General features: G+C 47.3%; 22 protein-coding genes and 3 pseudogenes. 5 read left to right on the top strand and 20 right to left on the bottom strand.

Features of this window, described 5'->3' with window-relative positions; all coding sequences use genetic code 11:
- The first annotated feature begins 46 nt into the window (after positions 1-46).
- Positions 47-370: a DUF5789 family protein gene (locus K0C01_RS03575; RefSeq protein ID WP_221170675.1), complete on the top strand. Its 324-nt coding sequence runs from the start codon at positions 47-49 to the stop codon at positions 368-370.
- Here the strand turns inward: K0C01_RS03575 and aglJ are convergent.
- The 9 genes and pseudogenes from aglJ to K0C01_RS13050 all read right to left on the bottom strand — a co-directional run.
- A complete protein-coding gene (aglJ, locus tag K0C01_RS03580) occupies positions 353-1,312 on the bottom strand; it encodes an S-layer glycoprotein N-glycosyltransferase AglJ (protein ID WP_221170676.1) in 960 nt (319 codons plus the stop codon). The genes K0C01_RS03575 and aglJ overlap by 18 nt on opposite strands.
- A 65-nt stretch (positions 1,313-1,377) precedes the next feature.
- A complete protein-coding gene (locus K0C01_RS03585) occupies positions 1,378-2,007 on the bottom strand; it encodes a DUF447 domain-containing protein (protein WP_221170677.1) in 630 nt (209 codons plus the stop codon).
- Positions 2,007-2,864, bottom strand: a complete 858-nt coding sequence (locus K0C01_RS03590) for a triphosphoribosyl-dephospho-CoA synthase (RefSeq protein WP_221170678.1) — start codon at positions 2,862-2,864, stop codon at positions 2,007-2,009. Before K0C01_RS03590 ends, K0C01_RS03585 begins: the two co-directional genes overlap by 1 nt.
- Before the next feature lie 64 nt (positions 2,865-2,928).
- Positions 2,929-3,921 carry a 2-phospho-L-lactate transferase gene (cofD, locus tag K0C01_RS03595; protein WP_221170679.1) on the bottom strand — a complete coding sequence of 331 codons (993 nt, stop codon included), beginning with the start codon at positions 3,919-3,921 and terminating at the stop codon, positions 2,929-2,931.
- A gap of 51 nt (positions 3,922-3,972) precedes the next feature.
- Complete coding sequence (locus K0C01_RS03600) at positions 3,973-5,529, bottom strand: glutamate-cysteine ligase family protein (protein ID WP_221170680.1); 1,557 nt, start codon at positions 5,527-5,529, stop codon at positions 3,973-3,975.
- Between the two features lie 135 nt (positions 5,530-5,664).
- The gene (locus K0C01_RS03605) at positions 5,665-5,904 is read right to left on the bottom strand and encodes a hypothetical protein (protein ID WP_221170681.1); all 240 of its coding nucleotides are present in this window, start codon (positions 5,902-5,904) and stop codon (positions 5,665-5,667) included.
- 55 nt (positions 5,905-5,959) lie between these two features.
- Entirely contained in the window at positions 5,960-7,072 is a 1,113-nt protein-coding gene (locus tag K0C01_RS03610; RefSeq protein ID WP_221170682.1) for a DNA topoisomerase IV subunit A, read from the bottom strand.
- A gap of 8 nt (positions 7,073-7,080) precedes the next feature.
- Positions 7,081-10,788, bottom strand: a pseudogene (locus K0C01_RS13045) (DNA topoisomerase VI subunit B); the annotation flags it as partial.
- 12 nt (positions 10,789-10,800) lie between these two features.
- Positions 10,801-11,148: pseudogene (locus K0C01_RS13050) on the bottom strand (ATP-binding protein); the annotation flags it as partial.
- 101 nt (positions 11,149-11,249) lie between these two features.
- Here K0C01_RS13050 and K0C01_RS03620 point away from each other — a divergent pair.
- Positions 11,250-11,942, top strand: a complete 693-nt coding sequence (locus tag K0C01_RS03620; protein WP_221170684.1) for a DICT sensory domain-containing protein — start codon at positions 11,250-11,252, stop codon at positions 11,940-11,942.
- Positions 11,943-12,085: 143 nt separating this feature from the next.
- The gene (locus K0C01_RS03625; RefSeq protein WP_221170685.1) at positions 12,086-12,679 is read left to right on the top strand and encodes a HalX domain-containing protein; all 594 of its coding nucleotides are present in this window, start codon (positions 12,086-12,088) and stop codon (positions 12,677-12,679) included.
- A 98-nt stretch (positions 12,680-12,777) separates the two neighbouring features.
- On the opposite strand, the gene K0C01_RS03630 is transcribed toward K0C01_RS03625, so the two are convergent.
- The 5 genes and pseudogenes from K0C01_RS03630 to K0C01_RS03650 form a co-directional block, all read right to left on the bottom strand.
- Entirely contained in the window at positions 12,778-13,539 is a 762-nt protein-coding gene (locus K0C01_RS03630) for an ABC transporter permease (protein ID WP_221170686.1), read from the bottom strand.
- An 11-nt stretch (positions 13,540-13,550) separates the two neighbouring features.
- A pseudogene (locus K0C01_RS03635) lies at positions 13,551-14,462 on the bottom strand (ATP-binding cassette domain-containing protein); the annotation flags it as partial.
- 47 nt (positions 14,463-14,509) lie between these two features.
- Positions 14,510-15,313 (bottom strand): nitrilase-related carbon-nitrogen hydrolase, encoded by an 804-nt coding sequence (locus tag K0C01_RS03640; protein ID WP_221170688.1) that lies wholly within the window; start codon positions 15,311-15,313, stop codon positions 14,510-14,512.
- The gene (locus K0C01_RS03645) at positions 15,310-15,738 is read right to left on the bottom strand and encodes an SRPBCC family protein (protein ID WP_221170689.1); all 429 of its coding nucleotides are present in this window, start codon (positions 15,736-15,738) and stop codon (positions 15,310-15,312) included. Before K0C01_RS03645 ends, K0C01_RS03640 begins: the two co-directional genes overlap by 4 nt.
- 249 nt (positions 15,739-15,987) lie before the next feature.
- The gene (locus K0C01_RS03650) at positions 15,988-16,215 is read right to left on the bottom strand and encodes a DUF7123 family protein (protein WP_221170690.1); all 228 of its coding nucleotides are present in this window, start codon (positions 16,213-16,215) and stop codon (positions 15,988-15,990) included.
- 177 nt (positions 16,216-16,392) lie between these two features.
- Between K0C01_RS03650 and K0C01_RS03655 the strand changes: the two genes are divergently transcribed.
- Positions 16,393-17,472, top strand: a complete 1,080-nt coding sequence (locus tag K0C01_RS03655) for a geranylgeranyl reductase family protein (protein ID WP_221170691.1) — start codon at positions 16,393-16,395, stop codon at positions 17,470-17,472.
- Positions 17,473-17,539: 67 nt separating this feature from the next.
- Here K0C01_RS03655 and K0C01_RS03660 read toward each other — a convergent pair whose 3' ends face one another.
- The 4 genes from K0C01_RS03660 to pepF all read right to left on the bottom strand — a co-directional run bounded on the left by K0C01_RS03660 (position 17,540) and on the right by pepF (position 22,986).
- Positions 17,540-17,839: a DUF6432 family protein gene (locus K0C01_RS03660; RefSeq protein WP_221170692.1), complete on the bottom strand. Its 300-nt coding sequence runs from the start codon at positions 17,837-17,839 to the stop codon at positions 17,540-17,542.
- Between the two features lie 620 nt (positions 17,840-18,459).
- Positions 18,460-19,695 carry a proteasome-activating nucleotidase Pan2 gene (locus tag K0C01_RS03665; RefSeq protein ID WP_221170693.1) on the bottom strand — a complete coding sequence of 412 codons (1,236 nt, stop codon included), beginning with the start codon at positions 19,693-19,695 and terminating at the stop codon, positions 18,460-18,462.
- A gap of 114 nt (positions 19,696-19,809) precedes the next feature.
- Positions 19,810-20,313 carry a hypothetical protein gene (locus tag K0C01_RS03670; RefSeq protein WP_221170694.1) on the bottom strand — a complete coding sequence of 168 codons (504 nt, stop codon included), beginning with the start codon at positions 20,311-20,313 and terminating at the stop codon, positions 19,810-19,812.
- An 882-nt stretch (positions 20,314-21,195) separates the two neighbouring features.
- Positions 21,196-22,986, bottom strand: coding sequence for an oligoendopeptidase F (gene pepF / locus K0C01_RS03675; RefSeq protein WP_221170695.1), 1,791 nt, complete (start codon positions 22,984-22,986; stop codon positions 21,196-21,198).
- Between the two features lie 122 nt (positions 22,987-23,108).
- Here pepF and K0C01_RS03680 point away from each other — a divergent pair, with 122 nt between their 5' ends.
- Positions 23,109-24,347, top strand: coding sequence for a hypothetical protein (locus tag K0C01_RS03680; RefSeq protein WP_221170696.1), 1,239 nt, complete (start codon positions 23,109-23,111; stop codon positions 24,345-24,347).
- Here the strand turns inward: K0C01_RS03680 and truA are convergent.
- Both truA and hisS read right to left on the bottom strand, forming a co-directional pair.
- On the bottom strand, positions 24,320-25,144 hold the full coding sequence (gene truA / locus K0C01_RS03685) for a tRNA pseudouridine(38-40) synthase TruA (protein ID WP_221170697.1): 825 nt from the start codon (positions 25,142-25,144) through the stop codon (positions 24,320-24,322). The genes K0C01_RS03680 and truA overlap by 28 nt on opposite strands.
- 31 nt (positions 25,145-25,175) lie before the next feature.
- Positions 25,176-26,480, bottom strand: a complete 1,305-nt coding sequence (gene hisS, locus K0C01_RS03690; protein ID WP_221170698.1) for a histidine--tRNA ligase — start codon at positions 26,478-26,480, stop codon at positions 25,176-25,178.
- Positions 26,481-26,567: the final 87 nt, after the last annotated feature.

Consider the following 26,567-nt stretch of genomic DNA (forward strand, 5'->3'; position numbering starts at 1 on the left):
TGAGGTCGTAGCGTTCAAGAGACCGACGATACAAGTATAAGTCAATATGGGGGCACGGCCGCCGACCAACGACAACGAAGACCCGGAGATGATTGAGTTCGGTATCGCAGCTATTGACGCTCGGTTGAAGGATTCAACACTATCATACCCGGCGACAGCAGAGGAAGTAGCCACTGCAGTAGGGACCTCCGAAGTACCCTATGACGCGAAGGGAAGATCAGTGGCTATTGAAAAAGTGCTCGAAGAGACAGGAAAAGAAGAGTTCGGAAATCGTCAGGAGTTGATGAATTCGTTACACGAAGTATTTGAGGAATACCGAGAAAAAGACCCAGGAATGTTATCGCAGATCCGCTCAATGCTTCCATTCTGAGTCTTCTTCATCGTCTTCAACTTTCTCCTCAAGCCGTTCAATACGACGTCGCTGATCTCGGTGAAGAGAGACAACCATATCTGAAAGAAAGGCCAGCGTGAGCAACTGCATGCCAAGGAGAATACCTGCGGTCGCAACAACCGCAAGGACTTCATGAGCAATACCTTGTTCGATCCACCGATAGCCAACGAAACTTGCAACAGCTAAACCGGAGAGGAGAGCGAGTGTCCCGACACTACCGAAATAGAAGAATGGATTATTTGTTTTAGCTAGTCGGTAGAGAGTAACGATAATGACAGCGCCGTCACGAACGGGGCGAAGATTTGTTTCAGAGCCTTCTGGTCGGGGAAGGTAAGTAATTGGGACTTCAACGGTATCAATTCCCTCACGGACGCATTCAACGGCGATCTCAGTTTCAATGCCAAATCCTTCTGCCTGAAGATCGAGCCGTTTAGCGGAGCGTAATGTAAAGGCACGATATCCACTCAAAATGTCATGATGATCGCGGCGGTGGATAAGGCGATAGGCCCAGTTGATAAGACGATTACCAACTTGGTTGAGCCGTGTCATCGCACCGGGTCGCATATCTGCAAATCGATTACCAATAACATGTTTAGCGTCGCCAGAAAACAGTGGCTCTACCATTTTATCAGCATCTTCCGGACGGTACGTCCCGTCACCATCAACCATAAGCACATATGGACGGTCAATTAGGTCGAAAGCTTCGCGGACAGCCTGTCCTTTACCACTACCAGATTGCTCAACAACGCGTGCGCCGTGTTCAGAAGCTATTTCCTGTGTCTGATCATCGGAGCCACCATCGATGACAAAAACGTTCGTGTATCCCGCATCGTTGTAGCCATCGATGACATCACCGATTGTTTCTGCCTCATTCAATGTCGGAATCAGCACACACACCGCGTTCCGGTCAATCTCCGCCATTGGTCGAAAATCCTTCCGATAGCGATAAAATACTGGCGGTCTTGATCAAGTACGATATTCGTCCCTCAGATTGGCTCAATCTGAGAATGGTCAACAAGTTCAGTAAGTCGAAGAAATGCTTGCTCGGATCTGGTACATCCACAGCGTTCAACGATTGATCGGCACCACTCAATACGATTAAGAAGTATGTCTGAGTCGTAACTCGGGACACATAACCGGGATGCCGCAACAGTTGCTTCAATAACAGCAGCCCTCCCCCGGCGGATTACTGGGATATCCTGCCGAACGGTGTCTCCAGATTGAGGCGTAAACTGCCAATCAGTCCATTTGGTTCCCCCCTCTTCCCCGCGATTTATACATTCAGCATCAGCTCGAATCCACGCATTTGCAGATTCGAGAACGGGATTCGGTGTCTGATACATACCAAGAGAGGCTTCCACAAATACCAGAGGATCAGCGAGGATTTGAATGGTTCCGGATGTGGATCGAGAAAGATTTGAAGCAGTTACTGTTTGGCCCCATGTTCTAGCAGCTGCTGCTGTACCATCTCCATCCCGCAGTCCAATGGCAGCATGATGATATGTTCCGTCAGAGCATTTAGTGGAAATAATCGTCTCAACAACCCCGTCTAAGTCAACCGGCCATGTGTCAAGCGATCGATTCTCAGGATGGAAGCTAGATGGTAAGTCAGTCATTAAATATTGATGTCTCCTCGTTCTAAGGCAATAAATAATCCTCCGGCGAGCAGGTCAGCAGTCATGCCTGGATTAATCTGGCGCTCGGTAAGCTCTCCGGCAAAGGTACGTACTGACGCAAAATCGATAGTATCCCCCGGCGAGTCAGGAAGTAACTCCGCTGCTCGTTGCTTGACCTGGTGTGCTGTTTCTTCTCCATGTGCAACAGCGACTAATGTATCTGGTATCTCTGCAAGAAGTTGAAGATGAACAGTAGCGGTCCGCTTGGACAGGGATTGTGCTTGCGTTGTTTCAGCAAGCCAATCAGCAGCCATAAACGTGCGAGAAAACCCATGAAGGAGTTCATACGAAATACCGTTTCTGTCAGTGCTAGGTTCTAGGACATCCACCAGTGTGAGTCCTCGTGAACGTATCTCATCAATAGCCTCCGATCCCTTATTAGCGTCTGGTATATCTTCTGGAGGGTCAGGAATATTAACGTCAACATGATCGAAAGCAGCGTAAAATCCAGTAGCACCCTCAACTCCAGCCTTCTCTACAGTCGTGTTTGCTCGGGAGGGTGTCAACGCGCCAGTACTTGCTGTCTGAACCAGTGGCATCAACAACAAAATGGCACCAAATTGGGTGTTAGTATTGGTGTAGTCTGTCATGCCAGCAATGGCACGTTCAAATCCGCTACCAAAATCATTTGTCTCAACAGCGGTGGCAAACCCATCCTGTGCTCCGACAGCGCCAGCAAGAAAATGCTCGTATGAAAGCTCATCAAGATCGCGTTCGCGATCAACATTGCCAGGAGTAGGAGTACCAGAGACTTCTAGTAATAGCGCAAGTTCTGCATTATCAACGACGGAAGGCATGGTATAGTTAATTCTAGCCCGAGGGACTAAGACCTATCCTAAGCGTCTTGGAAGAGAGGCAAAATTATTTCAGACGATTGAGAAGCGATTCTATAGCCGTCAAGATCCGGCTTGCATCGGTGGGTGAGTCAATAGTAATGTCTGTACGGATAGTTGGTGGTTCAATATTCCGAGGATCAGATTCATCAAGAACAAACCCATCAGCAAACGGATAAGCGTCTGGCAGTCCTTCGGATGACGGAGAAAGTCCAACTGCGTCCATAAGTTTTGCTGCTGGACCGGAAAACACATCTGAACCGATAAATGGTGACACAGCGATAACCGTCGTAGATCGAAGCGCTTCTTGAAATCCATCGATGGCAAGCATCGGCCCGATACTTGTAACTGGATTAGATGGGCCAATAATAATGGTATCCGTCAATGCATCATTGACTTCTGATGACAGAGTAGCTGATTCGCCACCGCGAAATTCAACGTCAGAAACGTTTGGAGTACCATCACGAGCAACCCAGAATTCTTGAAAGTGCATAACGCCGGAAGGCGTATGAATAAGACTAGCAACAGGATCGTTTGCCATTGGAAGCACGGTGATGTCAATATCAAGCGCATCAGCTATTTGATGGGTTGTCTCGGTGAGAGAAGCTCCAGATTTGAGTTGCTGTGATCGATAGAGATGGATGGCTCGATCACGGTCAGAGATGTGCATAAACTCTGGTAGTGCAGCAAATCGTCGCCAGTGGGTCAGATCGTGGCCAGCTGTTTGCTGTTGATCGGAAAGGTACTGCGGGTCGGTAGAAACATCGGTCGCATCTTGGAGTTCTGTGAGTTGAGCATGTGTTGTGGCTGAGTCATCAGCAATACCCCACCAAGTGTCACGATCCAGCATATCAGCAGCCCAGTAAAGAACAGTATCAACATCGGGGGAGATGAATAGATCACCAAGGACAATATCATCTCCAGTATTCGCAATTACTGTTATTTCGTCAGGACTGTAGTGGGATTCCGCACCATCAAGTAGCTTTGGGGTGCCAGTGCCACCAGAGAGAAACGTAACCATACTTGTGATAATATCTGGCCGTATATCAGTTGTCGAATCTCACTAAGTTAGTTACTCAGCAAGCCATTCTGCGAAGCTTCCGTCAAGGAGCGTTTCTGCTTGGCGGTGCATATACTTGCGCTGGGCCTGATAAATCGCCTCAGTGAGATCAGCACCATTATCAGCAGCCTCTCTGGCACGCTGTCGTTTCCATTCAGCTGGATTCTGCTCGTGATAGACACGGTATCGGAGCGGGCGAAGATATTCTTCGACTGTCTGTGCAGGAACACCGGCTGACCGAAGACCATCAGCAGCGTGTGCAAGAAGATCACTGTAGATCGCTTCGTGATTACGGGTTTCCAGCCCGTCATTGGTGATCCACATAAGGTTTGCGTCCATGCCATCGCGCATGGCTGCATAGAAGTTATCGTATGCATGACGCCAGTCAAGATCATGGACAGGATGTTCGACTTTTGGCAAGGCTTGCATAAGGCCAGCAAATGCTGCCTGGAACGCGATAGTGTCAGTAACCGTTGGTTGACCGGAAAGCGGCCGGAATTCAATTCGTGCATTTGCTCCTGACTGAGATGGACCATCGAACACGGGACGAATCCATCGCCAGTATGTGCCGTGCTTGTGACGGAAGTGAGCGAACTTATCATCAAATCGTCCTTTCTCTGTTGGAGGCATCGGAACCAGAGCCGGATCAGAAGCAATGCGATTGACTGCTTCTGCAGTTGATTCGTAATCTTTTGGGAAACGAACCTTACCAAGCGGACTTGTCGGAGCATTGAGTACGGTTTCAAAGACCGCAATTCGATGCTCATCCCAGCCATCCTGCAGGACATCATCGATGGTGGTCCCGTTATCATACAGGTCAGGAGGGAAAAACGGAGTGTTCGCTCCAAGTGCAAGAAGTGGCCCAGCAATTCGTAATGCGTATCGGAGATACGTCGGTAAATCATCCGCTTGTGGAACCTGATAGTGTGGTTGAATCGATGTGATTAGACTTTCCGGCATCACGGTCTCCGAGGACAACGAAACGTGTGGAGCATTCAACTGAAGTCCAACACGATCACGCTCAGTATTTGCCATCGCATGGTATCGTGCTGCATCAGACATATTTGATGCAACTTTGATCCCATTGACACCGATTTTAGAGGTAAGATACTCTTCGGCAGATTCACCATCTGGTGGGATCGTCCACATGCCATCACTAATCAGACGGATTCCTTCTGGACGGGTAAATGCTAGTGCAGCCTCAAGCCGGGCTTGGACTTCCGACTGCTGTGCCTGTAGCCCGTATTGATTGAATGGCTGTGGGCTGGTACACATCTCAGCATTGTGCAGTCCCAGCTCTTTTTCCATCCCAATCATCCGGAGAATTCGACGGGGAACACGACGAAGTCGACCTTCTTCACTGGCGGGATTACGCTGATTATTACTATCAGATACAGTTACGGCATAAAACTCATATTCAAGACCAATATTCGCCTGCGGGTTATCGAATGTTCCATCCTGTAATTCCTCGATAATAAGTTTTCGCTCCTCCTCAACGCGCTGCTGAAAAGCATCAGAATCCGTCTCAAGGGCATCTGCAACACGGTCGACGATCTCAACAGAGGCCATGTTGTGTGCATGAGGAGTCGCTCAGATGACTTGAATGATGCGCTTGAGATCAGATATGAGATAATTTCAGACAGGAGATGATGTAAAATAGTTCGGTGTCGCAATATTTGCAGATATTATATACAATTTTGAAGATTAGCTTGTGATTTCGAATATTGGTCCGTCACGGTCAGACAACTGCTCCCGGACAAACGCTTCAAATTCGGTGAATGTTCCTTTGAACAGAAGTCGTTGATGTGCGACACCTCCGCTCCCATAGCTCGAGTTCTCGACTGCCGTCTCTTCTGTTGACGCAGAGACAAACTCAACATGGTCCTCGTAGCCCTGCTCGTCAGTCCAATACACAACATATAGTGAATCGGAGTTATCCTGCATATGGAAGCATTGAGGCGCTGGTTCAATTAGCTTTCGAGAAGGGGAAAAAACGTTTTTACAAGTATCCCATCTCAGAAAGACGTTCTGGAAGATAAGTTTCTGTTACGAAGTCAAGACCGTACGATGCTAGCGATTGCTGTTCTGACTTCTTACCAATATCAAGTTGAAGGTTGATTTGCTCCTCCCAGTAGTCAGTCTGGAATCGAGGGTCTTCAAGTTCGCTCTCAAGCGCGTTAACATCTGCATCGCTCAGAGGGTCAGTTGGGAGATTATATTCAACGATATCCTCTGGTTGGACGCCGATAAACTTCGCTTCTGGAGTGGCAAGATACTCAGAAAGATGGGCAGACTTAATAGAACCGTATGCAACAGACGCATAGATACGGTATGACCATGGATCCCCGTCTGTAAAGACTGTTACCGGGATGTTAAGTTCATCGTGTAGTCGTTTCGTGAGTCTACGTGTTGCTCTGGCTGGTTGTCCTTTCAGGTGAACGATAAGCGCATTGTATTCTTCATCAAATCCATTCTCGACAAGCCGATCACGCATACCACCAGTCTCAACAGCTAAGACAAAGTCGGCATCATTATCGAGGAATTCAAGCGTATCTGGGTTATTCGGGATTTGGTAGCCCCCCTCACCAACATCCTCCTGACAGTGAATCTTGCGTTCTCCACGGCGCGTTTGTTCGCGAATCAAAAGTGGACCCATGATTGTCGCTCCAGACTCTTCAGGGCGCATGTGGAAATCCTCCCGGGTAACATTAGAGAGGATTTCAAGATCTTCGATAAGCTGGTTGGACTCATCTTGGTCGTTAAATTGGGCCTCTTTGTTGTCCCACGATTCAGAGAGATAGTACAATTCCCGAAGGGTTGATGAACGGCCTTCTTCGAGTTGATCAACAAGAAACTCGATAGTGTAGACTGCTTTAAGCAGCTTTCTGGCTCCGCGAATTGAATTTGCAGACCTGCTTGATGTTCTGTCACCGTAGACCCAAACATGGTCATCTTCATCATATTCGATGTTACTTTTTGTTCGGGTCGGTAGCGATATTTCGGGTATATCACCGGCATCAAGTTGATCATAAAGGTCTGCGGCAAGCTCAATAAGCTGTCGTTGAGCCCTTTGCTGTACCGACTCGGTGTCGTCTGAAGTATCACTGCTCATTGTTTGTATTATTCACTAACGATGAGTTTTGCTGTTTCGATCCCATCAACGGAGAGATCGAACGATGCATCTGCGTCTGTCTGGTAGTTGAGTGTTGCACTTTCATCAGGCGAAAGAGTTACTGACCATTTAATAAACCACTCTCCATCGACTTCAACAGCGGTGGCTGTATCAGGAACATTAGTAGGTTTTGAGTCAACCATCTCTGTGATTTCTAAGTCCTCAGATCGAGACATGTGGTTCTCTACAGTTAGTGCCACTTGTGCGGTGCCATCGTCTGTTGAAACGTGACGCTCAACCAACAAATTATTCATAATTTTTGCCAGCGCATCACTGTAATCTGGCTCCTCTTTCTCAGTCACTTCAGCCACCTTCTTGGCCATTTCTGGAAGAATATCAACCAGTGCATCCTGCTTGCGGCGCCGTTGTTGCATCGAGCGCTTTTTCTTTAGATACGACTTGAGTTCGCGAGCCGCTTCACGAACTGCTAATTCAATTTCATCCTCAATCTCAGGGACGTTTGCAACCGCGTCTTTCGATTCACTTGTAAACGGAACATTTGTTGAGGCGACATGGATCATAATCACGGCCGGGCCATTCGGTAAACCAGATCCACCAGGTTGGTCAAGATTATAGTTTCGCCAGCCGATTTGCTTGACAACATCTGTTGTCGCACAGGCTCCACGCTGGTAGACAAGTGGAACGCGATTGGCGAAACGAAGTACATCAACGGACCCGTCCTCAAGTTCGCCACCGTATGCAATGCCGGCCTCGACAATGAATGGATCACCACCATGGACATCAGCATCGCGTGTTGCTGCCGCATAGAAGTCCGCATCAAACTCTTTGCGCAGTCCAGCCTCAATCAATTCCTCAGTAATTGGTGCTAGACATGACGTTGGAGGCGAGAGGACGCTTGTCTCGCGCATTCCTTCAAGCAAGTCACTAACCATATCGCGATTGCTCTCAAGTTCGCGGATGGTCGGAGGATCATCTGGAACAGTTTTAGTATATTCCCAGATCGCGTTGACGATATTGTCACGAGCAGTATCACCAACAGTTACATCGTCTCTTTTTTCAGTCATGTCTGAGGCCCGATCGACATATTCAAGCAATTCATCTCGGGTTAGCCGATCACGGGAGTTGGTCTCAGAGATGAACTTTTCAGCGATCCGACGGGAGAGTCCTTCAATGGTTGCTTCGTCTTTACGCGTGCTCGTTGCAGAATCAATAATCCGATAGAGATCATTCTTCCGACGAGAGTTGTCGGCCGCCTCTGGGCCGGTTATTGCATTCCATGCGGCCTCCACTGCATTTTCACGAACAGTGTCACCAAATGTAGTTTCATACTCTTCGGCAATTGAATCGGCAGCTGAATCAACAGCAGCGATAATATCATGATGGGCTACTCGGTCATGTTCACGAATACGTTCTGAAACAGCTTTGGCAAAGGCAGCAGTTGCATCAGCACCTTTATTTGCGGTTGCACTGGAAACAGCTGTTTCGATATCAGCATCTTCATGTGCTCCGGGAACAGTCCATGTGAGTTCACGCCCGAAGTGGCGGTCACGGAAGCCATCGATGATTGATTTGGCAGTTTTGCGACCCACACGCGTAAACTCACCTTGTAAGAATCCAGAGACAGTCCTGGAATCTGTCGAAGAGATCATCTTCAGCAGTGTTCCAAGTTCAACACCATGTGGATGAGGACGGATTTCTTCCGTTTCAGATGGTAGTTGATCGGTTCCGCGTTCGAATTTCAATGGCTCATCAAGGCCCGGCTCACGAAGTTCAATTCTTGCGTGAGGATTGACTACGGCTGTATTTCGGATATACTCATGTAGCTGTTTCCGAGCCCGCATATTTGCCTCCATTTCAATTTCAATGCGGGTGCCGTGAGGCCGGTCCCACGTTGTGGGTTCCTCTTTTTTGATTTCAGGTTCGTTTGTATCTGTATCAATGATCAGCTCAAAATACTGTGCATCTGACGATCCTTTAGGACGAGAAGTAACTCGAGCCGGTTTACCGCTTGTGAGTTGTGCATACAACACGGATGCTGAAATTCCAATTCCCTGCTGACCGCGGCTATTTTTGACAGATATGGCCCCGTCATTGACGACGACGAAGTTTTCATCGTAGCCCGTTTCGCCAGGAACAGAGATATCATAGACGTACTCAGGTGGTTCAGTTTCAGTTATCTCTGTAACAGTGAGCAAAGACAAGTCAGATTCAGAGAAGCCGTGTAGTTGCTGTATCGATTCCCAAAGATCACGCAGCCGCTGGGTCGGCTCGTAGCTTGAGTCAAGCAGGCCGAATTCACAGAGGTCCTCCACACGTCTTGAGCGTGAAATTTCGCCATCACCGAGGGCGGCTTCAATAACAGCCTGATACTGAGCAGCCTCTTCAACAGAGGAACCAACACCTGCTCCGAGTAAGAGGCCAGGAATAGTATCGGGAACAGACGCGAACTCAGGATCACCAATACGGACGTTGTCAAGAACAGTAATCGGGATTTGTGAACGAGATGTGTCAGGTCCAAATACACCAGATTGTTCGAGCTCATTTTCACTAACCCGGACATCATAAACCGAATCTGAGCCATCATCATGTGACTCGATAGCCGCGATTACACCCTGCATGTTCCAGAGAACGGACAACTGACTAGCTAAGGTCTGACTGTCTGTCTGGAATACCGCTGGTTCATGAATTGACCGAGAGTAGTCAAGATCATAGAGATCAATGAGGAACTGTTGTTGCACAGTATTATCGGCATCAAATATGAAATCTGGAAGGTATCGTTCTCCAGAATCCGATCGGCAAAGTGCAGTGAAAAGATCAGTAAGCAGTTCCGCAGTTCGAAATAGATCGGTTACCTGATCACTGCTAGATGAGCCGACAGCGGAAATTCCACCGTCCGTAGCCGGGTGGTACTCAGCAGAGAGACCAACGGCGTCCCATGACAGCGACTGAAGAGTGTCTTCAGTAATGCGATCGTGTGCAATCTGGTTACTGAATAGTGTCGAAGACGCATCAGTGATAGGGAGATCAACAGGAAGAGAGAGGCGGGATACATCTGCCTCGGAGTAGACAAGGTCGCAATCTTGACGTTTTGCACGCTGTTCCCAACCGAGCTCTAAGACGACATCAACCGGTAGACGGCGGTTAGGTAGGAAGTCATTTTCAAACGCTGTAGCAGATACTTTCACACCATTGTGAGTGTATGCTCGTGTATGATCCTGAGCGCCAGTAGAAGCACGAAGGCGTTCAAGCGTTTCTGCGTCAAATCCACGGACATACCAATTAGAATCAAGTGATTCTGTGGAGAGGTATGTAAGGATGTTGATTGAATCAACTGTTTCGGCTGTCTCTGGAAGGTGTTCCGGGACAAGAATGGGATCACCAGCAGAGAGTTCAGCAGCGCTAATTTCCTCAGTCTCTCCAGTAGACGTAATCGTAAACAGACTGTGATCTTCAGTCACTTCGACGGTACGACCGGATTCAGTTGTGAGAGAGTAAGTTGAACCCGAAGTATCATGTCGAATTGCATGGGTTACTGGCTGCCAAGTCATCGTATGAGCTTCTCTATTAAATGCTGGAACCTCAATTGAGTCTGGAACAACAGCAGTATCACTCTCTTCATCAGAAAGATACCGGTTACAAAACGTACCGATTGAGAGTTGTTTAACGGTGCCATTTTCCCGTATCAAGAGTTCTTGGTCAGGTGTTAGAGACTGCTCGCGTTTATGAAATCGGGATCCGTAAAGCAGTTTACCGAAGACCTTTGGAATCTGCTCTTTGGTAATTCCAGGACCATTATCCTCAATAACAAGTTGATAGTAATCACCGACTTCAGTGATTTCTACATAAATATCCGGTAAGATACCAGCTTCTTCAGCAGCATCAAGTGAATTATCAACTCCCTCTTTTACTGCAGTGACAAGACCTCGGGCCGGACTATCGAACCCGAGCATATGCTTATTTTTCTCGAAAAACTCGGCGATAGAGATAGATCGCTGGCCCTCAGCCAGTTCTTCAGCGATACCTGGGTCGTCGCCGAGTGTAGACTGTTGAGACATTACCGAAAAATAGCAACGGGAAGATTAAAAGATGCCCGGAGCACGGTGAAACTAAAGCCAGCGTCGGTTTTTTATCGTCTGCCGTCTCAAGACATATTCGAATGGGGCTTGCAGATATTGTTGACACTGTCAGGGAGCGCAGTGCAACGCTACGAGTGTATAATACTGAAGAGCAATCTATGATTGAAGAGCTCCGAGGTCATCTAGCAGACCGAAACATAGAGATAATTACAGAGCGGACAACAACTGGACGGCCAAATAATACAGCTGTTTTAGAACATCCGGATCGATCCCCCTCCGCCTATCCGGTTCCTGAATTACTTGAAATGCTTCAGGCAGAGCGAGAGATGGCAAGTCGACTGTCACGCCACATCGATGAACGTTCGTTTCCAGCTAGAGACACACAGGAAATGGTCCATATGTCCAGAGAGATTGAAGACCGTGCAATGCGGATTGGCGAAGGGACCTTGCACGCCGGGTTTCAGTATGTGAGTTCTTTCAAGGATCAACAGGAGACATATGAGTCACTTGCAAATCAGAGTATGGACGTTAACATCTATGCTGTTCCAGATGAGGACCCACCTGAATCAGAACAGATAACACTACATCTTGAAACTACAGATGAAATCGAGCAGACATGGTTTGTGGTATACGATGGAGGAGGAGATCCGCTACAGCAGTGTGCACTGATTGCAATTGCTGAGGATAATGATACATATAAAGGTGTTTTAACCTACGAACCGTCTATCATCGAGCAATCGATAAACCATCTTAATGACAAGTATCTCAAATAAATAGTAGCCACTAATAGTAGAATCTTAGTAAAATGTTTAAGTGCGGTGGACAGATAGTACCACACGAAACAAGTCGGCATCAATCGCAAGATAAGTAGTAGTAGATACGAACATTAAATTAACAAGTTATCTAATTACATACAATGGCATCTGACAGCGCGAATATTCTTGTTGTAGACGACGAATCTAGGCTCGCTGATCTTTTTGCAGCGTGGCTTCAGCAGGATTACACTGTTGAGACGGCCTATGACGGTGAAAACGCACTTGAGAAGATGTCTGAAGAGATAGACCTTGTCCTGCTTGATCGTCGGATGCCCGGTCTCTCTGGCGATGAGGTTTTAGAGAAAATCCGGGAAAAAAAGTATGATGCACGCGTTGTGATGGTCACCGCAGTTGACCCAGACTTTGATATTATCGAGATGGGATTTGATGATTATCTCGTTAAGCCAGTTTCAAAGGATGAACTTCTAGATTTGGTTGATCGGATTCAAACTCGGTCAGAATATCAAAAAGAAGTCCAGGAGTACTACTCGTTGGCGTCTAAAAAGTCGCTTCTTCAGACTGAAAAATCAGAGCAAGAGCTTGAGAAAAACGAGGAGTATCAAGAGCTTGTTGAGCGTGTTGATGAGCTTAGAGAGAAGCTTGATGATCGGATCAACCAGCTCGAAGGTCACGATGATTTTGCTGACGCATTTCGTGATCTCGATAACGGAGCTGACGAGTTCAACGGATTTTGATCGAATTACAACGAACTAATACAGTGCAAGAGTAGCGTACAGTTATCGACACATAGCGATCAGAATCCGACGGTCTTCAGCCGTGGGAGGGGCCAAGGTTAATTAGTAAGGCCATATCCACGTTTAACGAGTAAAATATCAACAGTAAGAACAATAGCTGTAGCAACCAGCAACACAATAATGGATACATACGGCGTGAGATCCGCATATCCGAGCATACTGTAACGGACAGTATCAACCATATACACCATTGGATTTAACATTGAAACAGTTTGCCAGAATGGAGAAAGGACCTCAAGAGAATAAAAGACTGCACCAAAGAAAACCAGTGGTCGGATGATAAATTGAGTCATCACAGTAAGGTCGTCAAAGTCGTCTGCCCACAGTCCACCAATTACTCCGAGGCCAGCAAATAGGACACAGATAATGACCATTGTCACAATAAGTAACAATGCATGTTCAACACCGATTGGTGTGAATAAGCGTCCAACAGCAGCAATAATAACACCAACAAGAAGTCCACGGACAGCACTGGCACCAACATAAGCAACTACCATCTCAGTATGAGACATTGGTGAAGTAAGCGGTGCATGTATGTACTCATTCCACCGACCATGGAAGATAGAGAATGAAGCATTTTCGAACGCATTGGATATCGCTCCTAAAACAATCAAACCAGGCAATATGAACAAGATATACGAAAATCCAGCAATCTGATCGATCCGTCCACCAAGAATGACACCGAAGACGGCAAAATAAAGCACATTTGTGATTGCTGGTGGCATAAACGTGTTTTTTGGGCGACGGATGTATCGCTTGATTTCACGCTTAAAGAGCGTTCGTCCACGTATAGTCCACATTAAGAACTCACCTCATTGTGTGTTAGGTCAACAAAGATATCCTCCAGTGATGTTCGGGTAATTTCAAGATTTGTAATATCATATCCAGCTGCCTTTATATCTGAAATGACTGCTGGCGCGGCTGATCCACCGTCCTTGACTTGTACAGCAATACGACCAGAGTCCATCCATATATCTTCAGCATGGCCATTGAGTTGTGGTGGAACAGTCGGGGGATTCTCAACGCTGACATAGATTGTATCAGTTCCTCGGTGTTTGAGTTCGGTAGGTGTTGCAACAGTGATCACATCACCCATGTTGAGAATCGCAACGCGGTCACAGAGACGTTCTGCTTCCTCAATGTAATGGGTCGTGAGGAGGATTGTTGTCCCCTGTTCGTTTAGTTCTCGAATGATATCCCAGAGATCATGTCGGAGTTCAACATCAACACCAGCCGTCGGCTCGTCAAGGATAAGTAAATCCGGATCAGTAACTAATGCTCTTGCAAGAAGGAGGCGGCGCTTCATTCCACCAGATAATTCATCAAATGTGGCATTTCGCTTGTCATATATCCCGACCAGTTGGAGCACTTCTTGTGCACGTTCTTTTGCCTTTGCTGCTGAGATACCATGGTACCCAGCCTTGTGTACGAGAACCTCTTCAATGGGGAAAAATCGATCAACATTAAACTCCTGCGGTGCGATTCCAATCATATTTCGGGCTTGCTGGTAATCAGTCTGTACGTCATGGCCAAAGACACGGGCTTTGCCACCGGTTTTGTGTACCAGCCCAACCAGAATGGAAATGAAGGTAGTCTTTCCAGCACCATTTGGACCAAGTAGTCCAAAAAATTCTCCATCTTCAACAGTAAGAGAAACTTCATCAAGTGCCCGAAGATCACCATACTCTTTGACAAGATCAACAGTTTCGATCGCTGGCGGCATGCCAAGAACAAAGCAGGGACTGAAGAAAAGACGTTTGCATTCAGGTACTATCTGATATGACGGTCGTCAAGGGCAGAGAATCGATCACGAACAGATTGAACACGATCTGGGTAAATCTCATCAATTACAAGGTCAGGACTATGACTGGTGGTTGCAACAGTTGTCCCCCAAGGGTCATAGATAGCTGACCTCCCAACTAGCTGGGAATCAGGTGTATCAGCACCGTTGACTGCACCAATATACAGAAGATTTTCTACGGCACGAGCCTGTGGAAGAAGTTTCCAGTGCTCAACACGAGGGTATGGCCACGCAGACGGGACAAGGACAAGTGTTGCGCCCTGATCAACTAGTTGACGATATAACTCAGGAAATCGGAGATCATAGCATGTTGTTATCCCGATGGTAAATCCACATAAGTCAGTAACGGAAACTCGATCACCAGGTGTGAGAAGGTTACTTTCCTCTGAGTGGTAGCCAAATAGGTGATGTTTTCGATAGATAAGTTGACGTTCTCCGTTAGAATCAAGCAGTACAGCTGTGTTTGATAATCCGGTCTCTGCTGGCGTCTCAGCAGTTGATGTAGCAGCTAAATCTTCAACAATTGTGCCGGCAAGAACAGCGATATCATTGTCAGCAGCAACATGAGAAAGTTCCGCAAGCGTATCGCCTGAGATTGGTTCTGCAGCCTGTTCGTAAATGTCAAATGCAGCGTATCCGACGTTAAACATTTCTGGAAGACAAACAAGATCAGCGCCAGCATCGGCTGCATCACGGATAGATTGACAGGCCCGAGAGAGATTTCCTTCAATGTCTTGGGGCTTAACATCCAACTGCGCTAATGCAAGCTTCATTGCTTGAGTGCTGCTCGAAGTTCAGTTTCTAAATTCTGTAGCTCCGTGTCAAGGTTCCGGACAAAGTACTGCTCGATACCAGGAAGACGACCATCAACAACAAATTCATTCGTGAGCTGCGCACCATTTTCAGTTTTTTCGATAGTGTGTTCACCCTCGACACGCATGGCTTTTGACCGGCCGACAAATCGAACAAAGTGCGGCGGATTTCGTTCAGTATCTTCTGTGTGAACAGATACGGTTCGATTGACAAACGGAATTGGGATTTCAACATACCATGTTGCAGCAGTTCCGTCTTCGTCTTTTAGTTCATAGTCAGAAACAACACTAACGGCTTGGGCACGCTTCGCCGGGTCAGAGATGAATTCCCAGACATCTTCCGGCGATGCATTAACTTCAATCGTACGATCGACCCGGACTGTCATGATTGATTAGTCAAGATTGTACGGTAAAAAGCCAATGGTATCCGCAAATGGGGTAACGATACCGGACGAAAGGGCGATTAATACCCTGCAATTGCTTGGAGCTTGAATCATGGTTAATAGATTTTATTAGTGTTTGTTGGAAGGGACATATATTATTTGGTAGTTACAAATCACGCAAAGATAGGCCAAGATATGTAATATATCAACGAGATAGACCGCAACAGACCAAAGTGGATATAGGATCAGAGGTCATGTGGAAAGGGTGACCTTCCACGTCGTGGAACGAGCACGGCCCCATTTTTCGATCTCGAAGTCTTCTGTTTTCTCATCAAGTTCTGGTAGGCGAGTTCCAACCTGTTTCGAAGACAGATCAAGTGCATCAGCGATATGCCTAGCGCGAAAGTAGCGCTTTCCTCTGTCGGCACTGTCTCGCAGGTATGCGAGAATTTGCCGTTCTTCTTCAGTGAACTCTCCCATCGTAATCGTTTATACGGGCGTTAGAAACATTAACCTTTCCAAGACAGTGAATACAGGGGCAGTTCAGAGTCGCTATTTTGGCATATTCTGGAAAATTTCTAGGATATATAGCGCTCAGTACACTTGCCAAGCTATGGAAACGAGCCATTGAACTAGATAGCGTCATAGTATCAATACATGTGGGACTTTGCTGTCGTTGGGGCTGGACCAGCAGGATCACGGTTTGCACAGCAGGCAGCAACCAACGGATATGACGTGCTTTTGCTAGAGCAAGGCTCAGTTGGAGATCCACTAGCGTGTTCTGGACATGTAAGCCAAGATCTCTGGGAGTATGTTGATTCACCACGAGAACAACTCTTGCAAAACGAGATTCGTGGGGCTAGATTTCATACGGAATGGAAAGGATATACAAAGGGTATTCCGTTTTACCAGCAGGATCCGATCTCAGGGGTAATTGACAGGAAAGCGCTGGATAAGCAGATGGCCAAACAAGCGACAACAGTTGGAGCAGTGCTTAAGACAGAGCATTCGGTGATCAACGTCAGTGAAGGGAAAAATCACGTTCGTATTGAATCACGAACCCAGAATGATGTAGAAAAGTTCAACGCCAAGATGGTAATTGGCTGTGATGGTCCACAGTCGAGGGTAAGATCAGAAGTCGGACTACCAGAGCCAGAACAGTTTCTGCATGGAGTTTTCGGACACAGCAGTAAACCAGATACTGGAGATTTTGTGGACGTACATTTGACCGTTCCATCGTTTTTTGCGTGGCGGATTCCACGCGGACAGGCAGGAGTGGAGTATGGGGTCGGGGCACCTCCTGGGTCTGGAGTAAAGCAACAATATAATCAGTTGTGCACAGCATATGATGTCAACCCGGAGCACACGTATTCTGGTGTGATTCCAATTGGGCCGCCTGATACAGTAACAGGGCATCGGACTGCGCTGATTGGAGATGCAGCCGCGCAAACAAAGCCATTCACTGGTGGCGGTATTCTCTACGGATTAGCCTGTGCAGATCACGCCGCACAGACACTTGAACCAGAGAATCCAGCGACAACACGCCAATATGAGTCACAATGGCGCGACGATTTAGCAATTGAGATTTCTCTTGGGAAGCTTATTCAACGAGGATATAATCTTCCTAAAAAGGTACAAAGAGCAGGAATGCATGTTTTCGCTGGAGAAATCGGAGTAGATATGGACCGTCCAACCACCTTACTCTCCAAGGAACAGATTAAATCGATGCTAAATTGACACATAGCGAGCGGAAGCCCACCGTCTTCAGCCGGGGGAAGAGGTCAATAGCTGAACATGACTAACATCAGAAAGGAAGTCGATCACGAAGCTCATCAAGGAAAGATGAAGAAGATTCGTTAAACTGAGTCGAATTAAGCGCACGTTCAGTTGGTTTAATGACAATCTGATCATTGGATGACTCATCAATTTTGATAAATCGGTCTTGTTTCAGTTCAGTCAGATGCGACTCAAGAGTATCAATATCAATATCCGTCCGGGCACGAAGTTCAAAGATTGTCATCCCTTGCTCACTACGGTCAGCAAGAGCTTCAATAATCGCGACCTTAACCTCATCTTGGTCGCGAAGTCGTCTCGGTTCGGACATCTGATATAGTATTTGAGTGAAACGTATAAAACTCTTCGCGGGGAAACACCAAGATGAAAAAGAATCTTGCCGGTCGTTGATGATTTGATCAAAGATTAATTGAACTCATTGGTGGAATCAGGACAAGTGAGCTCTTGTTGACCTCCTCCGACCCGTGAACGGGGTGGGATTCCCATGGCACCGCACCGCTGGGTTGGGAGTTTCAGGGTTGCAGTCCAATCGGCATGAACGGACTGCTGGCAGGGTCGTTTGAAACTCTTTGATTTTCGTGATGACGAGAATCTTCGATTCTCGAACCACCAAGCCGCGTCTCCGATCCTGGCATGGGATTCAGCGGTACCGTGCTGGTCGAAATCCACAACTAGCGGCCTGAAGGAGGATGCTTTCAGACGTGGTGGGCCCGAATCCCGATATGATCCGTTTGTTCGGGCGGCAAGGCCGCCTCGATGCGGTTGTGTTTATATCTCGATCACACGTTAAAACTCCGGAATAGCCCAATCCCGTGGAACACTTCCCAGTTGTCGGCTTCATCCCACGGCTAAAGCCGATGAGCGTTCGCCTCGCTACCGCTGTAACACTGAAACCGGACTAATGAACGTTAGCAAGAAATAGCGGAAATATTAGTACGCGTAATCAGCGTATCCGTCTGAGCTAACAGTATCTGTTGTTTCGGAGTCACGGATCTTCTCAAATGCCTTGAGGAAGTCTGAGTTTTGAACAGTAGTTCGGTCGTCACGAATCGCAAACATTCCTGCTTCTGTTGTGATATTCTCAATTTTGGCACCAGAAAATCCTTCGGTTTTGGCTGCTAATGCATTGAAATCAACATCGTCAGAGAGGTTCATACCGCGGGTATGGATTTGCAGAATCCGCTTTCGCCCCTCTTCATCTGGATTCGGTACCTCAATAAGACGGTCAAACCGACCCGGACGAAGAATTGCGCGATCAAGCATGTCAAATCGATTTGTCGCAGCAATGATCCGGACTTCGCCGCGGTCATCAAAACCATCCATTTCATTGAGGAGTTGCATCATTGTCCGCTGCACTTCAGCGTCACCAGACGTTTTTGACTCCGTCCGTTTGGCTGCAATCGCGTCAATTTCGTCAATAAAGATAACCGCTGGAGCACGCTCTTCAGCAAGCTCAAACAAGTCACGAACAAGTCTGGACCCTTCGCCAATAAATTTACGAACAAGTTCAGATCCGGCCATCTTGATAAATGTCGCATCAGTCTGATTGGCAACAGCTTTTGCAAGCATGGTCTTTCCGGTACCTGGTGGACCATAGAGGAGCACTCCGCTTGGGGGATCGATACCAACCGTTTTGAACTGCTCAGGATTCTTAAGTGGTTGTTCAACCGCCTCTCGAACCTCTCGAATTTGTGCGTCAATACCCCCGATGTCTTCGTATGTTACATCTGGTGAGGCATCGATTTCCATAGCTTGGGCTCGAGCATCCGTCTCCTGATCAAGGGTAGTTTTAATTGTGAATGAATCATTGACGGTTACTCGGTCTCCCGGTTCAATCTCTTGTGCTAAGCGGTCAGACACTGAGGTAAGAATCTCTTGGTTGTTACCATGCTGGCGAACAATTGCCTCGCCGTTTGCGATCTCTTCAACGGTAGCAACATACAACGAGGTCGTCTTGAGCTTCTCATTCTCTCGTTCAAGACGATCAGTTTTCTGTTGTAATTCTTGCTTGCGATCGTCAGCAGTTTCGAGTTGTTCCTGAAGTTGATTATGAACTTCAAGAATATCGAAGTAGTGCTGGCGAAGTGCTGAAAGACGTTCTTCCTCGGACATATCCGGATCAAGATCCAGCCTTGGTCGATCTGGAAGCGAAGGGCTGTGTGACATCTATTGATAACTAGTAGGGCCTTAAGCTTAGAAGTGCCTTTTGGGTGATGGTTGGTACCAAACGACAGATTTATGAGCTCGTGGTAAGCGATAGCTCAAAATCTGTAATGAGTCTCATCTGGTTGCCGCATCAGCAATTGCGACTGTCTGGCCGATACCAGCCAAGATAGCCCCAAAGACAAGAGGCGGAATGCCAGCGACAGACGGGACAGCACCAGCAACAATAGCTCCGAGAAAACTGAGCAATCCCCCGGCCAAATATAGTTCTTGGCGAGAATCAATCTCAACGCCAGTATAAATTAGCGCTACACCAGGAAGTAGCATCCACCCGTATAGCCCAGCTGCAAGCATTCCGGCGTGTTCATCCCACAAAAGCCCAAGTGTGCTAATGAGTGTAACGATAAATCCAACAGCGATTACGACTCGCCAGATACGAAGAACCCCGTAGTCCATCTGTGACCAACCAGTGATAGCGAAGATTGAGAGGAATATGCACATAATGATGTGTGCGATAAGAAGAGTTCGTATTGAAAAGTAGCCAAACTCAGCCAGAATGGCTACAATCCACGCCGCCGGGATAAGACCTGCTGGCGCAGTCTCAAGAATACTTTGTCTCATGGATAAATACACACCGCCGAGAACAATGAATGTACCTTACTACAAGATCTATCAGTTGTTGTGAATACGATTTCTTTATTCACTGAACCACGTGATGTTTAGTCGTCGATTTGCCTGTCATCGTTCGGGTTTCTCACTCCGTTGTTTCGCCGTTCTTCTCTGAGTTCTTACACTGGTCTGACCGGGGTTCGGCCGGCTTCACTCGGAGCTCTCCGAAGCCGTACTTAGCTCTTCTTATTATTTACTTTACATTTCTTCCGGGTAAACGCGGAGGAATCCCGATCGGGGGGATTTTCAGGTTCGCAACCATGGCTCCGTCGCTTTACCGGAGTGTGCATCTAACCCAGCCATCGTGACAGTGGCTGACTGGCCATGCCAAGTGGCCGTTACTCCTATCCTCAGCGTCGTCGGCGTTCGTGGTTGTTTTTGTCCGGCGAACGCCGAGTCAGCGTCAACAGACTCGGAGGTATCGTAGGTTGCTGCAACAGGAAGCACGCGGCCGCACTCTTCTGGGATACGGTGTTCACCACCTGTCTTTCGGATACTACCTCGTTACGAGAGCGGACAGGCCGTCGTCCGAGAAACGACTCTCTCGTGATCACGGAAATCTCCGATTTTCGAAGGACTTCCGAAGGTCGTTCGGAATCCGCTCCGTTCCGACCTGGCCCTACCGGTGTACAGAGATTCCTGTAACATGAATATTAGAATTGGAAACTCGGCTATGTTCTTGCCAGCAGAACGTGGCACTGAGTCACGACGTGTATCCACGGCCTGAAGACCGTAGTATTGCGCCTGCTCAACCTAGAACACGTGCTCAAATTCAGGAAACATAGATCATCACGGTGATGAAAATAAAAATAACGCAGCTATCCGGGCGACCTGTTACTGGAGTGACTTCATCTCATCAAGACTGCGCTCGTACTCCTCAATAGCTGACTCAAGATAGCCAGCATCTGTCACATCAACGCCGGCTGTTTCCAGTACATCAACCGGATATGCAGAACCACCAAGCTTGAGAGCCTCAAGATACGCATCACGAGCATCTGTAGATCCATCAAGAATACGAGTAGCAATGTCAACAGCAGCACTAATCCCTGTCGCATATTGATAGACGTAGAATGCACGATAGAAGTGTGGGATGCGCATCCACTCACGGCTCATTCGGTCATCAAAGGAAGCAGATGGATAGAATGTAGATTTGAGATCACCGTATACCTCATCAAGCCGATCAGGAGTAAGTGCTTCACCGGCTTCAATAAGTTCATGCGTGCGATGTTCAAAGCTCGCAAACATCGTCTGGCGGAACAATGTTGACCGAAATCGCTCAAGATACTCATTTAGGACGTGTCGGCGGAAATGAAGATTATCAACTGTCTCAAGGAGATGGTTAGTGAGTAAAACTTCATTGACAGTCGAGGCGACCTCAGCGACGAAAATATCATACTTGCTATAGACGTACGGTTGATTTTCACTGGTTAACTGCGAATGTATCGAGTGACCAAGTTCGTGCGCTAGCGTGTACATCGAGGAGATATCATCTTGATAGTTCATCAGAATGAATGGCTGTGTATCGTACGTTCCTCCTGAGTACGCTCCAGACTGTTTACCCTTATTCTCGTAGACATCAACCCATCGTGAAGAGATACCGTCAGCAACACGTTGTTGATAATCATCGCCAAGAGCACCAAGAGCCTCTGTCACATGTTCAGTTGCTGTCTCATACTCAATATCAGGACCCTCACTCTGTGCAACAGGCATATACAGATCCCAGCCTCGAAGTTCGTCGACATTGAGCGCGTCCTGTTTTAGTTTAGCGTGCTCATCGAGCACATCGAGGTTATCCTGTACTGTATCAAGTAGTGTATCATACACGGATACAGGAATATTGGAACTGTGAAGAGCCGCCTCCCGAGCAGAGTCGTAATTGCGGATCTGTGCGTGTTTAACATCTGATCGAACAGATTTCTCATAGGCCCGACCAACGGTGTTCCGTACAGATTCCCATTTATCATAGAATGTTTCGTAGACACGGCGACGAGTGTCTCGGTCGGGGTTTTTTTGTAGTGTTGTAAAATTAGAGAGTGTAATATTGATAGAATCACCATCAGGGCCTTCAGCACTTGGGAATTCCATATCGGCGTTGGTCAATGTTTGATATACTTCGCCTGACGCACCAGTTACCTCTGAAAGGTCAGCAAGGACTTCTTCAACTTCGGATGACCTCGTGTGGGGCTTCAAGCGGAGAATATTATCAAGGTAATGCTCATATGTATCGAGTTCAGGATTGGTCTCAATAAGGTTGGAGACTTCATCACGGTCAAGTTGCTGGATAGCTGGCTCAATAAAGCTTGCAGCACTGGCAGCTTTACTTTGTAGAGATTGTGATCGGGCAACCATTGCTTGGTATTCTTGATTTCGTGTATCTTCATCACGACGCATACGAGCATATGCAGCAAGTGTGGACAACTCACGCATAATTTCATCCCGGAGAGAAAGTACCTCATAGAGTGGTTCTGGATCCGTCAAATCAGCGGAGGCGTACTCAGATAACGTGGAAACACGCTCCTGGAGATTGACAAAATCGGACTCCCACGCTTCATCAGATTCATAAACGGTGTTAAGACTCCAGCGATACTCAAGGTCGATCTCAGAACGTTCTGGGACAGATGCCATACAAATTCTTTGTCCCACAAACAATATCAATTGTGGCAAACGTGGCCCCACGGATCAAAATTCAATCAATGCGTTGCATATTATCGTGACATGTATTACCATCCTATTTCCTAATCTCACACATGGGCAAAATTGTACGGGGAATCGGACTCACACTGCTGGGGCTACTATTGTTGTTATCACTGACAACTGCAACAGTAACGATTGGATTGGACCGGAGTGTGCTCGATGACGAATTTACAAAAGAAACGCTTGAGGAAGAAGGAGTCTACGACGTGGCATTTGAAGAGGGATTACAGGCACTTGAAGAGGAAATCGAAGATCAAGAGAATGAGACAGGTGAGATAGACGCAGTTATACAAGGTGTTGAGCAGAATTTATCAGCTACGTATATACAAGAGCAAACAGAACCAAACATAGATCGAACGTACGAATTTTTAGATGGAGAACGGGATGAATTAGTGCTGTCAATAAATACTGTTGAAGTGAAAGAAGCAGTCTCTTACAGTGCTAAGGTTGAGGTTCGTGACAGTAGCTACGAAGAACTCTTCGATGAGTACATAGATGATGGGGAAGGATTTGAGGAGATTGGAGAACAGATTGTTGAAATGGCAGAAGGCGAAGATGATTACGAAGAGATAATTGCTGAGAATGAACCAATGGACCTGAATGGAGACAGAGTAATTGATACTAGAGGCGACGCAGAGGAATACGCCGACGAAATAGGTATTGATGAGCACCTACAAGGCGGTGTCGCTGGGTTCATATTAGCCCATCAAGATGCAGTCGATGATGAGACAGAACTAGAATATGATGAGTACATAGATCGACTTGAAGAATCACAAGAAGATTTAGCGGACGGAGTAGAGACACTGACCAGAGAGGAAATTGACGAGTCAATTGATGATGTAGTGAGTACGGAAGTAACAAACAATGATGACGAAGACGTTGCACTTGTGCAGTCTGGAGTGTCGATGATCGGGACAGTCTCGATTGTACTGGCAGCATTCTCGGTGTTGATCGCCGTGCTAATGTTTGCTGTAGCAGAGACACGGTCATGGGCGCTATGGGAGATTGGCGGAATCAGCGCGCTTGTTGGTGGAATATGGATTCTTGGAATATCAACTGCCGAATCATTTGTGGGTGAAACAATACAAACAGTTATCGAAGAGGAAGAGCCACCAATTGACCCAACAGAAACAATCACTGGAGTTATTGGACGATACCTTGGCGTGTTTAGCGAGATGGGTATGGTTCTGCTGCTACTGGGAATCGGATTTGTCACATTGGGTATCCTTGCACGAAAAGGAGTTGGACCACTCGCAGATCCAGGTCAGGCAGACTCTACAGACAAATCTTGAATTCGGTCAGAGATCCGTGAAACAACACCTGCGCGGAGTAGATGCTGTTTATGGAATTTAGTAAACGTTGAGACGTGGTTCTCAACAGCATTAGAAGGCTGAAATGACCGATTAGAGTAAACAACATCAACTAACAGCAGTGGAAGTGGGGATGCTGGTGCTATACCGTCTGGCCCCGGTAGAGGCTGATCTGAAAGGACACGGTCAATAAATGCCAAGTCACGAGCACCAGTTGCAATCATGCGAAGTAATGAGACCGCCCGTCGAACAAACTGTCTAGGGAATCCATCTGATTCGAACTGAAGGACAATATACGGGTCATCAAGTTGAAACTCAATTGTAAGATCTCGGTGAGTGCCAGTTGAGTCTAGAGTCAAATTGTGGAAATCATGATAGCCAGAAAGACGGGTAATGGCCGATTCAAGCCGGGAAGTATCTAGATGTCCGTCAGGATAAAGCAGGTACTCATACCGCCGACGGACAGCATCGTGAGTCGGATGGAACTCTTCAGGAACTGTCGTGTATGCCCATACGATGATATCATCTGGAAGATAGGTATTTATTGCTTCCGGGGTAAGCCATTTTGGCGCATCAAACGCAATGGTTTGTGCGACCGCAGAAACACCAGCATCAGTTCTCCCCGAAGCCGCATATCCCGGAGGGATGTTTTCGTCATGAATATCAAGTGCAGCAAGGGCATCTAAGAAGGTGTCAGAGATGGTATCTACGTCAGGCTGCCGCTGAAACCCATGATATCCTTGGCCATCGTAAGCAACCCGAAAAGCATGCTTAGGCATATGTCACAATAGGTCTCTGGTTTCGTGAGTATTAGACGAAGGTCTCGTATGTTGGACGGGAATGGTCGCCCGGGAACTCGTCTACAGGAACCTGTATTTGATCTCCGGACTGCATGTCTTTGATCGTCACTTCGTCATTTTCGAGGTCTCGTTCACCTACGATGATAACAGTTTCTGCGTTGATGCCATCAGCGTAGTCAAGCTGAGATCCAAATCCTCGGTCAGCAAGATCAACCTCAACAATGTGACCTCGTTCACGGAGACTACGCGCAATTCGAGATGCAGTTGGACGAGTGTCACCTACCTGAAGGACATAATAGTCTGTGGAGAGCGTTTCTTCAGGCCATACACCAGCTCGTTGGCAGAGGAGCCCAAGCGTAGCGTGACCGGGAGCAACACCGACAGCTGGGGTTGGTTCGCCACCAAATGATCCAATAAGGTCATCATATCGGCCACCACCAAAGATCGAGCGTGAAACTTCCCCTTCAGTATCAAAGCACTCGAACACCGTTCCGGTGTAGTAGTCAAGTCCTCGTGCAGTCTCAAGGGAAAGATTGCAGTGGTTACGGACACCAAAGTCATCTGCTGCTGATAAGACAGCCTGTAGATCAGAAACAGCACTTTCAACGCGGTCAGTACCAGCAGTACGGGCTAGCTCGTCTAGTTCGTTCTCTGGGACAGAAAGAAGCTGGTCAAATTCTCGGGCTTGATCTTCAGAGAGACCAGCATCGGTAAGCAACTGATAGTATTCGTTTGTACTGATCTTCTCTTTTTTGTCAACAGTGCGGATAGCTGCAGTTGTGTCGACCTCACTGTCGAATGACTCAAGCAGGCCTCCTAGAATATCACGGTGTGAAACTCTGAACTCAAAGTGGTCATTCGTTAGTCCGAGATTTGTCAGGGCATCAGCTGCCCAAGCAAGGATTTCCGCATCAGCAGCTGGCTCAGATGAGCCAAAGATATCAACGTTTGTCTGGTAGAATTCACGAAATCGGCCCTGCTGTACCTGTTCGTATCGCCAAAACGACCGGGTGGAATACCATTTAATTGGTTTCTGGAGTTCTTTTCCCTTTTCGACAACCATGCGAGCGACAGTCGGAGTCAATTCAGGTGTGAGAGCGACTTCTCGGCCACTTTTGTCTGTAAATGCGTAGAGCTCGTCAACAATCTCTTCGCCACTCTTGTCAACATACATCTGTGTTCGCTCTAAGGCAGGAGTACCAATTTCGCGAAAACCATACTGGCGTGCTGTTTCCTCAAGCGTCCCAGTTACCGCACGCCGAGCCTGCATCTCTTCAGGATAAAAATCACGAAACCCCTTGAGTCGATCGTACATACAGGTGAATTAGGTAAGGGAGTGTTTGAAACCTTCTGTCCTCTATCAAGATAATCAGTCCACAAAGTAATACAAAAAGTCGAATCT

This window comes from Salinarchaeum sp. IM2453 (genome assembly GCF_019693215.1).
In the GTDB taxonomy this organism is placed as follows: domain Archaea; phylum Halobacteriota; class Halobacteria; order Halobacteriales; family Salinarchaeaceae; genus IM2453.